This is a genomic window from Streptomyces sp. NPDC039423, from assembly GCF_055598725.1.
This window is the reverse complement of the sequence record NZ_JBVKAH010000006.1, coordinates 143,397-156,619: the sequence shown is the minus strand read 5'-3', so window position 1 is coordinate 156,619 and position 13,223 is coordinate 143,397. Positions and strand designations below refer to the sequence as shown.

Here is a 13,223-nt window from a genome sequence, read left to right as displayed (position 1 = left end):
CCCTGGGGGTGAGGGATGCGACGGAAGCAGTGGCTACGGTTCCGTAACCTACGGCGACGTAAGTATGGCAGCGGTTCGGCACGCGGCAAGAGGCCTGCGAACGACGCCGCCGGAGGGACACCTATCCTGGGTGTCGTCGGACAGCGCGGTCCGCAGCCTCCAGTACCCCTCCAGACGTGCTCAAACACTGCAAGGAGCCGCACCTGTGAGCAGTGCCGACCAGACCCCCTCCGCCAGCGCCGAGCTGCGCGCCGACATCCGCCGACTGGGCGACCTGCTCGGCGAGACCCTCGTCCGGCAGGAAGGACCCGAGCTCCTCGACCTCGTCGAGAAGGTCCGCCACCTCACCCGCGAGAACGGCGAAGCCGCCGCCGAGCTGCTCGGCGACACCGACCTGGAGACCGCCGCCCGCCTGGTGCGCGCCTTCTCCACCTACTTCCACCTCGCCAACGTCACCGAGCAGGTCCACCGCGGCCGCGAACTGCGCGAGAAGCGCGCCGCCGAGGGCGGCCTCCTCGCCCGCACCGCCGACATGCTCAAGGACGGCGACCCCGAGCACGTACGCGAGACGGTCAAGCACCTCAACGTGCGTCCCGTCTTCACCGCCCACCCCACCGAAGCCGCGCGACGCTCCGTGCTCAACAAGCTCCGCCGCGTCGCCGAGCTGCTGGAAACCCCCGTCATCGCCTCCGACCGGCGCCGCCACGACCTGCGCCTGGCCGAGTCCATCGACCTCATCTGGCAGACCGACGAGCTCCGCGTCGTCCGCCCCGAGCCGACCGACGAGGCCCGCAACGCGATCTACTACCTCGACGAGCTCCACGCGAACGCCGTCGGCGACGTCCTGGAGGACCTGGCCGCCGAACTGGAGCGCGTCGGCGTCGAGCTGCCCGCCGGCACCCGCCCGCTGACCTTCGGCACCTGGATCGGCGGCGACCGCGACGGCAACCCCAACGTCACCCCCGCCGTCACCTGGGACGTGCTGATCCTCCAGCACGAGCACGGCATCACCGACGCGATCGAGCTGATCGACCACCTGCGCAGCCAGCTCTCCAACTCGATCCGTTACGCCGGCGCCACCCAGGAGCTCCTCGACTCCCTCCAGCAGGACCTGGACCGGCTCCCCGAGATCAGCCCCCGCTACAAGCGGCTCAACGCCGAGGAGCCCTACCGGCTCAAGGCGACCTGCATCCGCCAGAAGCTGGTCAACACCCGCGAACGCCTCGCCAACGGCACCCCGCACCAGGAAGGCCGCGACTACCTCGGCACCGCCGAGCTGATCGTCGACCTCACCCTGATCCAGACCTCCCTGCGCGAGCACCGCGGGGGCCTCTTCGCCGACGGACGGATGGACCGCACCATCCGCACCCTCGCCGCCTTCGGCCTCCAGCTCGCCACCATGGACGTCCGCGAACACGCCGACGCCCACCACCACGCCCTCGGCCAGCTCTTCGACCGCCTCGGCGAGGAGTCCTGGCGGTACGCGGACATGCCCCGCGACTACCGGCAGCGGCTGCTCGCCAAGGAACTCCGCTCCCGCCGCCCGCTGGCCCCCACGCCCGCACCGCTGGACGCCGCCGGCACCAAGACCCTCGGCGTCTTCCACACGGTCAAGGAAGCCTTCGAGCGCTTCGGCCCCGAGGTCATCGAGTCCTACATCATCTCGATGTGCCAGGGCGCCGACGACGTCTTCGCCGCCGCCGTCCTCGCCCGCGAGGCCGGCCTCATCGACCTCCACGCCGGCTGGGCCAAGATCGGCATCGTGCCGCTGCTGGAGACCACCGACGAGCTCAAGGCCGCCGACGTCATCCTCGACGCCATGCTCGCCGACCCCTCCTACCGGCGCCTGGTCTCCCTCCGGGGCGACGTCCAGGAGGTCATGCTCGGCTACTCGGACTCCTCCAAGTTCGGCGGCATCACCACCAGCCAGTGGGAGATCCACCGCGCCCAGCGCCGGCTCCGTGACGTCGCCCACCGCTACGGCGTCCGCCTGCGCCTCTTCCACGGCCGCGGCGGCACCGTCGGCCGCGGCGGCGGCCCCTCGCACGACGCGATCCTCGCCCAGCCCTGGGGCACCCTGGAGGGCGAGATCAAGGTCACCGAGCAGGGCGAGGTCATCTCCGACAAGTACCTCATCCCGTCGCTGGCCCGCGAGAACCTGGAACTGACGGTCGCCGCCACCCTCCAGGCGTCCGCCCTGCACACCGCGCCCCGCCAGTCCGACGAGGCACTCGCCCGCTGGGACGCGGCCATGGACGTCGTCTCCGACGCCGCCCACACGGCCTACCGGAGGCTCGTCGAGGACCCCGACCTGCCCACGTACTTCCTGGCCTCCACCCCCGTCGACCAGCTCGCCGACCTGCACCTGGGCTCGCGGCCCTCCCGCCGCCCCGGCTCGGGCGTCTCGCTCGACGGACTGCGCGCCATCCCGTGGGTCTTCGGCTGGACGCAGTCCCGCCAGATCGTCCCCGGCTGGTACGGGGTGGGCTCCGGCCTCAAGGCGCTGCGCGAGGCCGGCCTCGACGCCGTGCTCGACGAGATGTACGAGCAGTGGCACTTCTTCCGCAACTTCCTGTCCAACGTCGAGATGACCCTCGCCAAGACGGACCTGCGGATCGCCCGCCACTACGTCGAGACCCTCGTGCCCGAGAACCTCCGCCACGTCTTCGACGACATCGAGGCCGAGCACGCGCTGACCGTCAGCGAGGTCCTGCGCGTCACCGGCGGCAAGGAACTGCTCGACTCCAACCCGGTCCTCCAGCAGACCTTCGCCATCCGCGACGCCTACCTGGACCCGATCTCCTACCTCCAGGTCGCCCTGCTCGCCCGCCAGCGCGCCGCCGTCGAGCGCGGCGAGGACCCCGACCCGCTGCTCTCGCGGGCCCTGCTCCTCACCGTCAACGGCGTCGCCGCCGGCCTCCGCAACACCGGCTGACACCCACCGCGCACCGCACGAAGGGGGCGCCCGGTTCTCACCGGGCGCCCCCTTCGTCACGCGTACGGCCGCTCACAACGCGTACGGCCGCTCACAACGCGAAGAACGTCCCCACCAGCAGCGCCCCGCCCAGCGACGCCGACACCCAGGCCAGCCGCGTCAGCCGCATCCCGCCACCGATCACCAGCGCCGCCAGCAGCAGCGCCCCGCCCAGCGGCAACCACGCGTGCAACCCGCCGGACCAGCCCGTACGCACCAGCTCCGTCGTATCCGGCTTCCTCACCACCGCGTACCGGCCACCCTTGCGCACCGCCACCGAGTGCTCGATCGTCAGGTCCGTACGCGTCGTCCCCGCCGGTCCCTCCGGGACGAACCGCCCCGTGCACAGGTCCGCCGAACAGCCGGTGACGGTCAGCGTGCCGTGCTCACGGCCCTTCGACAGCAGCACGTGCTGGGCCGTGCCCCATGACGCCCACGTCCCCGCCACCACCAGCAACAGCGCCACCAGGGCCATCGCGGCACCACGGGCATACGGGAGGGCTGACGTCCGCTTCTTGCTCATGGGGCGCGATCCTCTGGCACACGACCGCACCCGGTCAATTCCGGTCCGGGACGGTCAGGAGTCGGAGAGGAGTCGGAGCGGACTCGGTGAGGAGCCGGTCAGGAGTTGTACGCGGACTGCGCCCGCTCCAGGCCCTCCGTCACCAGGCACTCCACCGCGTCGGCCGCCCGGTCCACCAGGTAGTCCAGCTCCTTGCGCTCCGCCGACGAGAAGTCCTTCAGTACGAAGTCGGCGACCTGCATCCGCCCCGGCGGACGCCCGATGCCGAACCGCAGCCGGTGGTAGTCCGCCCCCATCGCCTTCGTCATCGACTTCAGACCGTTGTGCCCGTTGTCCCCGCCGCCCAGCTTCAGCCGCATCGTCCCGTAGTCGATGTCCAGCTCGTCGTGCACCGCCACCACATGCGCCGTCGGCACCTTGTAGAAGTCCCGCAGCGCCGTCACCGGACCGCCCGACAGGTTCATGTACGACATCGGCTTCGCCAGGACCACCCGCCGGCCGGCCGGCCCCGGCGGACCGATACGGCCCTCCACCACCTGCGCCTGCGCCTTGCCCGCCCGCTTGAACTTCCCGCCGATCCGCTCCGCGAGGAGGTCGGCCACCATGAACCCGACGTTGTGCCGGTTCGCGGCGTACTCCGGCCCCGGGTTCCCCAGGCCCACGATCAGCCAGGGAGCACCGGCCTCCGTCGCCGTCGTCATGTCGTCAGTCTCCTCGTGTGCGTACAGGTACACAGAACAGGGAAACGGGGTGGCGGGCCGCAGCCCGCCACCCCGTCAAGCAGAGCCCAGGACGGCTCAGGCCTCGGCGGCCTCTTCGCCCTCGGCGGCCTCGCCGGCCGGCTCCTCGGCCTGCGCGGCCAGGACCTGGAGCACGACGGCGTCGGCGTCCACGGCCAGGGAGACGCCCTTGGGCAGCTCGATGTCCTTCGCCAGGACGGAGGCACCGGCCTCCAGGCCCTCGACGGAGACCGTGACGGACTCGGGGATGTGGGTGGCCTCGGCCTCGACCGGAAGCGCGTTCAGCACGTGCTCCAGCAGGTTGCCACCGGCGGCCAGCTCGCCCTCGGTCTGGACCGGGATCTCGACCGTGACGGTCTCGCCACGCTGCACGAGCTGGAGGTCGACGTGCTCCAGGAAGCCCTTCAGCGGGTCACGCTGCACGGACTTCGGGATGGCCAGCTCGTTGGTCTTGCCGTCGATGTCCAGGGAGATCAGGACGTTCGGCGTACGCAGCGCCAGCAGCAGCTCGTGGCCCGGCAGCGTCAGGTGGATCGGGTCGGAACCGTGGCCGTAGAGAACACCCGGAACCTGGTTCGCGCGACGGATGCGGCGGGCGGCACCCTTGCCGAACTCGCTACGGGTCTGAGCGGTGAGCTTCACCTCGGACATATGCACTCCTCGTAAGTGACAGGCGGATCAACGGTCTGGGGGCGCCCCCTGCTCCGAAGGAGCTTGGGGGAGGTCACCCGGCCACGACTGGACTTGGCCTGCTACGAAGAGCGCGTCGATAACGGACCGCCGCACCTGATCGGATGCGGCCTCCCTCGCCGAGCAACCGCACCAGTCTAACGGAAAGCGGAAGGCCGCCCCGACGCACGGCCGGGGCGGCCTTCCGATCACGCGGTGGATCAGCCCTGCTCCTCGAAGAGGCTCGTCACCGAACCGTCCTCGAACACCTCACGCACCGCGCGGGCGATCGTCGGCGCGATCGACAGCACCGTGATCTTGTCGAGCTCCAGTTCGCCCGGCGTCGGCAGCGTGTTCGTCAGGACGAACTCGCTCACCTTCGAGTTCTTCAGGCGGTCGGCCGCCGGACCCGACAGGATGCCGTGCGTCGCCGTGACGATCACGTCCTCGGCGCCGTGCGCGAACAGCGCCTCGGCGGCCGCGCAGATCGTGCCACCGGTGTCGATCATGTCGTCGACCAGGACGCACACCCGGCCCTCGACCTCGCCGACCACCTCGTGCACGGTCACCTGGTTGGCGACGTCCTTGTCGCGGCGCTTGTGGACGATCGCCAGCGGCGCGTCCAGCCGGTCGCACCAGCGGTCCGCCACCCGCACACGGCCCGCGTCCGGGGACACCACCGTCAGCTTCGAACGGTCCACCTTGGCGCCCACGTAGTCCGCCAGCACCGGCAGCGCCGACAGGTGGTCCACCGGGCCGTCGAAGAAGCCCTGGATCTGGTCCGTGTGCAGGTCCACCGTCAGGATCCGGTCCGCACCCGCGCACTTCAGCAGGTCCGCCACCAGACGGGCCGAGATCGGCTCACGGCCGCGGTGCTTCTTGTCCTGCCGCGCGTAGCCGTACGACGGGATGATCACGGTGATGCTCCGGGCCGAGGCCCGCTTCAGAGCATCGATCATGATCAGCTGCTCCATGATCCACTTGTTGATCGGAGCCGTGTGGCTCTGCATCAGGAAGCAGTCCGCGCCACGGGCCGACTCCTGGAACCGGACGTAGATCTCACCGTTGGCGAAGTCGAACGCCTTCGTCGGCACGAGGCCGACACCCAGCCGGTGCGCGACCTCCTCGGCCAGCTCGGGGTGGGCGCGGCCGGAGAAGAGCATCAGCTTCTTCTCGCCGGTCGTCTTGATCCCGGTCACAGCACTGTCTCCTCAGACGTGTTCCCTGGCCGCGACCACTTTCGCGCGAACCAGCCGAATTTGTGTGCACGTATCACGGTACGCCGAGTTCGACGCACCTGTTTCCGGTCAGTCCTCGCCGACGGCCTGCTCGGAGGCCGTCGTGGCCGCCTGCGCGGCCGCGCTGCCGGGCCGCTTCCGGGCGACCCAACCCTCGATATTCCGCTGCTGTCCACGGGCGACCGCGAGCGAACCGGGCGGCACGTCCTTGGTGATCACCGACCCGGCGGCGGTGTACGCGCCGTCCCCGACCGTGACAGGAGCCACAAACATGTTGTCCGAGCCGGTACGGCAGTGCGAACCGATCGTCGTGTGGTGCTTGCTCTCGCCGTCGTAGTTCACGAACACGCTGGCGGCACCGATGTTCGAGTACTCGCCGATCGTCGCGTCGCCCACGTACGACAGGTGCGGGACCTTCGACCCCTCGCCCACCCGGGCGTTCTTCATCTCGACGTACGTACCGGCCTTCGACTTCGGCCCCAGCAGCGTCCCGGGGCGCAGGTACGCGTACGGACCCACCGTCGCCCCCTCGCCGACGTCCGCCCGGTCCGCCACCGTGTTGTCCACCCGGGCGCCCCGGCCGACCCGCGTGTCCTTCAGCCGGCTGTTCGGACCCACCTCGGCGTCCTCCGCGAGGTGCGTCGCACCCGTCAGCTCGGTGTTCGGGTGCACCACCACGTCCCGCTCGAACGTCACCGTCACGTCCAGGAACACCGACGCCGGGTCCACCACCGTCACCCCGGCCATCATGGCCCGCTCCAGCAGGCGGCCGTTCAGCAGCCGGCGGGCCTCCGCGAGCTGCACCCGGTTGTTGATCCCCAGGATCTCCCGGTGGTCGCCCGCCACCGACGCGCCCACCCGGTGACCCGCCTCGCGCAGGATCCCCAGCACGTCCGTGAGGTACTCCTCGCCCTGGCTGTTGTCCGTCCGGACCTTCCCCAGCGCGTCCGCCAGCAGCGTGCCGTCGAAGGCGAACACCCCGGAGTTGATCTCACGGATCGCCCGCTGCGCGTCCGTCGCGTCCTTGTGCTCCACGATCGCGGTCACCGCGTCCGTCTCCGGGTCCCGGACGATCCGCCCGTACCCCGTCGCGTCCGGCACCTCGGCCGTCAGCACGGTCACCGCGTTGCCGTCGGCGGCGTGCGTCGCGGCCAGCGCGGTCAGCGTCTCGCCCGACAGCAGCGGGGTGTCCCCGCACACCACCACCACGGTCCCGTCCAGCGCCCCGGCGCCCAGCTCCTCCAGGGCCATGCGCACGGCGTGGCCGGTGCCGTTCTGCTCGTGCTGCACGGCGGTGCGCGTACCGGCGTAGAACTCGTCGAGGTGCGCCGTCACCTGCTCCCGGGCGTGCCCGACGACGACGCACAGGTGCTGGGGGTCGAGCTCACGCGCGGCCGAGACCACGTGCCCCACGAGCGAGCGCCCGCAGATCTGGTGCAGGACCTTGGGGGTCTTCGACTTCATGCGGGTGCCCTCACCCGCTGCGAGGACGACGACGGCTGCCGGGCGGTTGGCGCTCACGGGAATGCCCTTCGGCTTCGGGTGGTGGACACCCGAAGGATACCGGGGGGTTTCACGGCGGAAATGAGGGCGGGTCCCGACCGTGGAGGTCAGGACCCGAACCGGGGCTCCCGGGGAAGGAATCGAACCCTCATTCAATGGACCAAAACCATTTGTCCTGCCATTAGACGACCCGGGATAGATAGCCCTTTATGTCCGATTTCTTCGACCGGCTGTGAGGGCAGCCCCTACTATGCCGTACCCGGCCCCCTCGATGCGACGGTACGACCCGGCGCTCTTCAGCACGTCGACCGCCGGGCATCCGCGGTACGTCACCCCCGTGTTCTTCGAGGGATTCGCGTGCGTTCCGGGGGTGGATCGGCCCGGACGGGGCCGGCGGGCTGGCCGGAAAAGGGGTCGCGGGCGCCCGTAGGCTGATGGACATGACCACAACGGGGGCAGACCAGGACGCCGCGGGTGCGACCGCCCGGGGCCGGTGGTGGTGGGGGCGGCGGCGCAGTGCCGTGCTGGACGTGACGCTCGGGGCCGTGTCGGCGCTGGAGTGCGCGGCGGAGGGGGTCGGGTTCGCGGACGACGCGGGGCTGCCGGTGCCCGTGGGGGTGCTGTTCGGGCTGCTCGCCGGGTCGGTGCTGGTGGTGCGGCGGCGGTGGCCGGTCGCGGTGGTGCTGGTGTCGATCGCGATCACCCCGGCCGAGATGGGCTTCCTGATGGGGGTCGTCGGCCTGTACACGCTGGCGGCGTCCGAGGTGCCGCGGCGGATCATCGCGGTGCTGGCGGGCATGTCCCTGGCGGCGGTGCTGATCGTGACGTTCGTGCGGCTGCGGCAGGACATCGCGTCGGCGGACTTCGATCCGGGGCCGTGGTACGTGCCGCTGACGGCGGTCGTGCTGGCGCTGGGGGTGAACGCGCCGCCCGTGCTGTTCGGGTTGTACATCGGGGCGCGGCGGCGGTTGCTGGAGAGCCTGCGGGAGCGGGCGGACAGCCTGGAGCAGGAGTTGTCGCTGCTGGCGGACCGGGCCGAGCAGCGGGCGCGGATGGCGCGCACCGAGGAGCGCACGCGGATCGCGCGCGAGATGCACGACGTGGTGGCGCACCGGGTGAGCCTGATGGTGGTGCACGCGGCGGCGTTGCAGGCGGTGGCGCTGAAGGATCCGCAGAAGGCGGTGAAGAACGCGGCGCTGGTCGGGGACATGGGCCGGCAGGCGCTGACGGAGCTGCGGCAGATGCTCGGGGTGCTGCGGGCGGGGGACGAGGTGGCTCCGGTGCGGGAGCCGGCGGTGTCGCCGGCGGCGGTGGGGCGTGCCGCGGCGGCCGCGGCCGTCGGAGGGCCGGACACCGCTGGGGCGGACGCCGCGGGGGCGGTGGCCGTGGACGAGGGGCCGTGCCTGGACGCGGTGGAGGAGCTGGTGGAGCAGTCGCGGCAGGCCGGGACGGCGGTGGAGCTGCGGGTGACGGGGGAGGTGCGGCCGTGCGGCGCGGCGGTGGAGCGCACGGCGTACCGGGTGGTGCAGGAGGCGCTGACGAACGTCCACAAGCACGCGCCGGGGGCGAAGGTGGTGGTGCGGCTGGCGCACCGCGAGGGCGAGGTGGCGATGCAGGTGGAGAACGGTCCGTCGGACGGGCGTACGGCGGACGCGGGACTGCCGAGCGGCGGCAACGGCCTGGTGGGGATGCGGGAGCGGGTGACGGCGCTGGGCGGGGTGTTCGTGTCGGGGCCGACGGACGAGGGCGGGTTCAAGGTGTCCGCGGTGCTGCCGGTCCCGGGCTCCTGAGGGCCGGGGCGGCGCCAGGCGTCCGGTGCCCGGGGCGGCGTCCGGTGCCGGGGGCCGGCTCAGGTGGAGGTGAGGCGGGCGGGCTGGGCGCCGGTGACGAGGGTGGCGAGTGCCTGGTCGATGCCGGGGCCGAGGTACCAGTCGCCGGCGTGGTCGAGGCTGTAGACGCGGCCCTCGGCGTCGATGGCGAGCACGGCCCGGTTGTCGGCCTCTTCGCCGAGGGGGGCCATGTCGGTGTCGAGGGCGCGGCCGAGGTCGGCGAGGCTGCGGGCGTGGTGGAGTCCGGCGAGCGGGTCGAGGTGGACGGGCACGGGGGCGATCTGGCGGCCGGGTCCGGGTGCGGTGATGCGGAGGCCGCCGAACTCGGCCCAGGCCTCGACGGCCGCCGGGAAGACGCTGTGGCGGTGGCCGGCGGGGGAGACGTAGCCGCGCAGGGTGTCGGCCCAGTGTTCGGCCTGCTTGATGTCCCAGCGGCCGGGCTGCCAGCCCGCTTCCCTGAGGGCGGCGTCGACGGCGACGGGGAAGCGGGTGGTGTTCAGGTCGGGCATGTGCGTGCGGTCAGCCGTTCTGGGCGGTGGTGGGGTCGACGGGACGTACGCCGAAGTGGGCCAGGAGCGCGGTGCAGGAGCGGCAGGGGGCGGCGTAGCTGCCGTGGAGGGGGTCGCCGTCCTCGCGGATGCGGCGGGCGGTGATCTTGGCGTGCTTGAGGGAGCGGCGCGCCTCGCCCTGGCTGAGGGGCTTGCGCTGGGCGCGCTTGGAGCGGCCGCTCTCGGTGGCGGTGAGGTGGCGGGACAGCAGGATCGCCTCGGGGCAGCGGCCGGTGAAGCGTTCGCGCTGGCCGCTGGTGAGGGTGTCGAGGAAGTCCTGTACGAGGGGGTGCAGGACGGGCGGCCGGTCGCCCCGGCCGGCGGTGCAGGTGAGGGTCTCGCCGCGTACGGAGAGTGCTGCCCCGACGGTGGGGAGGATGCCGTCGCGGCGGTGCCGGAGTATCGGGGTGAGATCGGGGCCGGTGCTGCTCCAGCTGAGGCGTGGGTCGCCGCTGGCGGGCGTCGTGCCTGGTCGCGCTGCCTGCATGGTCTGTGTCGTCCCCTCTGCAATCCCCCGAGTTGCGGGGACCAGCCTGCCAAATGGGTGAGCTGATGGGGAAGCGGGGGCGCTGAAACGTGTGATCGGTGTGTCGTGCGGTCGCCTGTGGGTCACCTGAGTGTGACGGGTGGTCACCGTCATGGTGGGCGGGTTCCCCCTCCCGGGGCACCGCATAGGCTGTGCGGACCAGCCAGCAGCAGCAGGGGGCATCCGCCATGACGACAGGTCGGCTCGGGCAGCACAGTGCCGCGCCACCGAACGCGGCCTACGCCGGGCAGGTCGTGCACTTCCCGGACCCGGTCCGGGCCGCCCGGCATCCCGGTGGGGTGCGGGTGGACGAGAACGGCCGCCCGGACTTCTCGCCGTACGCGCGGGCGGCGGCGGAGATCGCCGAGCCGCCGGAGGGTTTCGGCGTGGACGAGTTGCGGCTGACGGACTACGTGTCCGCGAACGCCGCGCTGTCCGCGGCGGGGCACGAACTGTGGGACACCGTTCCGGCGGTGGCGACGCCGCACGGCTGGACCTGGCACCACGTGGCCGGGACGCGGCGCATGGAGCTGGTGCCGGTGGAGGTGAAGGCGCTGCTGCGGCACCACGGGGGGCTGGCGACGGCCGCCGTGGACCACGGCAAGCGCGGTACGCGGCCGTTGCAGGAGACCCGTCCGGCACACTTCGGGCTGCCGAAGGGCGCGCTGTCGGTGTCCGAGGCGCAGTTGCAGGGCGTGGAGGAGGACCTGGGGTACCGGCTCCCCGGTGCGTACCGGTCCTTCCTGAAGGCGGCCGGCGGGTGCGCCCCGGTGGGCGCGGCGCTGGACGCGGAGCTGGGGCTGCTGGTGGACCAGCCGTTCTTCACGGTGCGGGACGAGGCCGCGGTCAACGACCTGGTGTACGTCAACAAGTGTCTGCGCGATCACCTGACGAAGGACTACCTGGGCGTGGCCTTCGTCCAGGGCGGTCTGCTGGCGGTGAAGGTGCGGGGCGGTGGTGACGTGGGGTCGGTGTGGTTCTGCGCCTACGACGACGCGCGGGACCAGGACGGTCTGACGGTGCAGGAGCGGGTGGAGCGGTTGCTGCTGCCGTGCGGGGCGGATTTCGACGAGTTCCTCCAGCGGCTGGCGGGCGGTCCGCCGGAGCTGGAGACGGTGGCGAACCTGATGGTGGACGGCGGCTTCGCGCGGGCCGTTCCGGTGGGGGAGTGAGCGTTCGATGGTGACCTTCGCGCAGGCGCAGGAGCGGGCGGAAGAGTGGATCAACGGCGACGTGCCCGCGTACCAGCACCGTGAGGTGCGGGTACGGGAGTTCGAGCTGGGGTTCGTGGTGTGGGCGGAGGACCGGGAGAACGGTCCGACGTCGGACGGCGGCCGTCAGCGGCTGGTGATCGCCCGGGACAGCGGGGAGGCCACGCTGTGGCCCGCCCTGCCGGTGGGTGAGGTGATCCGCCGGTACGAGGAGGAGTACGGGGCGCCCGCGGGTGCGCCTGCCGCTCCGGCGGCGGCGCCGCCGGAGCGCATTGATCTGAACCAGACCTCGTTCCTGCTGACGCCGCCGGAGTGGTTGCAGGACGCGGCGGACCGGATGGGCATTCCGGACCGGCGCCAGGAGGGTGCGGATTCCGGCACGGGTGCCGGTGCCGGTGCTGATGCCGGTGCCGGTCGTACGGGCGGGGAGCAGGGGGCCGCGGTGTCGTCCGGGACGCCGGACCCGGCACCGGTTCCGCCGTCCGCCCCGGCTCCGGTTCCGCCGTCCGCCCCGGTTCCGGCTTCGGCTCCGGATCTGGCTCCGGCTCCGGTCGACGCGGCGCCCACGGACGAGGCGCCTTCCGGCGCGGTGGCCGCTCCGGCCGCCGACCCGGCGCCGTCCGGGCACCCCGGGCCGTCCGCCGGGGGCTCCCACGGGGGGAGCACCGCCTGGCCGGCCCCGCCCGGGGACCACGAGCCGACCGCGCCCGAGGGGGTGCCCGCCTCCGCGCCGTGGAGCGACGTCAACGCCCCCGGCGCCGAGGGCGACGACGCCTCCGTACCGCTGCCCGCGACCGTGTTCGCGCCGCCGCTGTCCGGCTCGGACGACGACGACACGCCGCCGCCCGCGGTGGGCGCGGACGCGCCGACGGCACTGATGTCGGGCGGCAGCCAGTTGCCGCGTACCGCCATCGTGCCTTCCCTGGACCTTCCGGGCTCCCCGGGCGGGGCCATCGCGGACGCCGCCACCGGCAAGGCCGGCCTCCCGCCGCGCGGCGCCAGGCCCTCGCGCGGGACCGGCCCGACGACCCCGCCGCCGCCCGGCGCGCCGGGGACCCCGGGAGCGCGGCCGCCCGTCTCGGGCCCGGGCGCGCCCGGGGCACCGGCCGGCGGCTACGTACCGACGCAACTGGTCTCGCAGCTCCCGCCCGACGCCACACCGCCGCCCGCCGGTCCCGGTACGCCTCCGCCCCCGGCGCCGCCCGCGCCTCCGGGGTCGACGCCGCCTCCGGGTGGTGGGGTGCACCACGCGGCGACGATGCTGGCGCACCCGGGTCCGGGTGGGCCCGGTACGCCGGCGCCGCCCGGTCCGCCCGGTGCTCCGGGTGCTCCCGGCACGCACGGCGGTCCCGGCACGCCTCCGCCTCCGGCGCCGCCCGCGCCTCCGGGGTCGACGCCGCCTCCGGGTGGTGGGGTGCACCACGCGGCGACGATGCTGGCGCACCCGGGTCCGGGTGGGCCC

10 protein-coding genes, 1 tRNA gene and 1 pseudogene are annotated in these 13,223 nt (G+C 72.7%); 4 read left to right on the top strand and 8 right to left on the bottom strand.

The annotated features are described in order from the left end of the window. Nucleotides 1-205 precede the first annotated feature (205 nt). A complete protein-coding gene (gene ppc, locus ACZ7LK_RS20470; protein ID WP_471142408.1) occupies nt 206-2,935 on the top strand; it encodes a phosphoenolpyruvate carboxylase in 2,730 nt (909 codons plus the stop codon). 91 nt (nt 2,936-3,026) lie between these two features. Here ppc and ACZ7LK_RS20465 read toward each other — a convergent pair whose 3' ends face one another. From ACZ7LK_RS20465 to ACZ7LK_RS20440, 6 genes are all read right to left on the bottom strand, one after another. Continuing rightward, nucleotides 3,027-3,497, bottom strand: a complete 471-nt coding sequence (locus ACZ7LK_RS20465; RefSeq protein WP_392275190.1) for a hypothetical protein — start codon at nt 3,495-3,497, stop codon at nt 3,027-3,029. A 98-nt stretch (nt 3,498-3,595) separates the two neighbouring features. Further along, nucleotides 3,596-4,198 carry an aminoacyl-tRNA hydrolase gene (gene pth / locus ACZ7LK_RS20460; protein WP_392275191.1) on the bottom strand — a complete coding sequence of 201 codons (603 nt, stop codon included), beginning with the start codon at nt 4,196-4,198 and terminating at the stop codon, nt 3,596-3,598. A 96-nt stretch (nt 4,199-4,294) separates the two neighbouring features. Continuing rightward, nucleotides 4,295-4,888, bottom strand: a complete 594-nt coding sequence (locus tag ACZ7LK_RS20455; protein WP_392275192.1) for a 50S ribosomal protein L25/general stress protein Ctc — start codon at nt 4,886-4,888, stop codon at nt 4,295-4,297. Between the two features lie 239 nt (nt 4,889-5,127). After that, nucleotides 5,128-6,105, bottom strand: a complete 978-nt coding sequence (locus ACZ7LK_RS20450) for a ribose-phosphate diphosphokinase (protein WP_392275193.1) — start codon at nt 6,103-6,105, stop codon at nt 5,128-5,130. Nucleotides 6,106-6,213: 108 nt separating this feature from the next. Further along, nucleotides 6,214-7,665, bottom strand: a complete 1,452-nt coding sequence (gene glmU, locus ACZ7LK_RS20445; protein WP_392275194.1) for a bifunctional UDP-N-acetylglucosamine diphosphorylase/glucosamine-1-phosphate N-acetyltransferase GlmU — start codon at nt 7,663-7,665, stop codon at nt 6,214-6,216. 107 nt (nt 7,666-7,772) lie between these two features. Further along, nucleotides 7,773-7,843: transfer RNA gene (locus ACZ7LK_RS20440), tRNA-Gln, on the bottom strand. A gap of 244 nt (nt 7,844-8,087) precedes the next feature. On the opposite strand from ACZ7LK_RS20440, the gene ACZ7LK_RS20435 reads away from it, so the two are divergent. Then, nucleotides 8,088-9,437, top strand: a complete 1,350-nt coding sequence (locus ACZ7LK_RS20435) for a sensor histidine kinase (protein ID WP_392275195.1) — start codon at nt 8,088-8,090, stop codon at nt 9,435-9,437. A 59-nt stretch (nt 9,438-9,496) separates the two neighbouring features. Here ACZ7LK_RS20435 and ACZ7LK_RS20430 read toward each other — a convergent pair whose 3' ends face one another. Together ACZ7LK_RS20430 and ACZ7LK_RS20425 are read right to left on the bottom strand one after the other, a co-directional pair. Further along, the gene (locus ACZ7LK_RS20430) at nt 9,497-9,985 is read right to left on the bottom strand and encodes an SUKH-3 domain-containing protein (RefSeq protein WP_471142402.1); all 489 of its coding nucleotides are present in this window, start codon (nt 9,983-9,985) and stop codon (nt 9,497-9,499) included. 10 nt (nt 9,986-9,995) lie between these two features. Then, nucleotides 9,996-10,511, bottom strand: coding sequence for a YwqJ-related putative deaminase (locus ACZ7LK_RS20425; protein WP_392275197.1), 516 nt, complete (start codon nt 10,509-10,511; stop codon nt 9,996-9,998). 227 nt (nt 10,512-10,738) lie between these two features. On the opposite strand from ACZ7LK_RS20425, the gene ACZ7LK_RS20420 reads away from it, so the two are divergent. Both ACZ7LK_RS20420 and ACZ7LK_RS20415 read left to right on the top strand, forming a co-directional pair. After that, the gene (locus ACZ7LK_RS20420) at nt 10,739-11,722 is read left to right on the top strand and encodes an SMI1/KNR4 family protein (protein ID WP_392275198.1); all 984 of its coding nucleotides are present in this window, start codon (nt 10,739-10,741) and stop codon (nt 11,720-11,722) included. A 7-nt stretch (nt 11,723-11,729) separates the two neighbouring features. Beyond that, nucleotides 11,730-13,223 (top strand): annotated as a pseudogene (locus ACZ7LK_RS20415) (SUKH-4 family immunity protein); the annotation flags it as partial.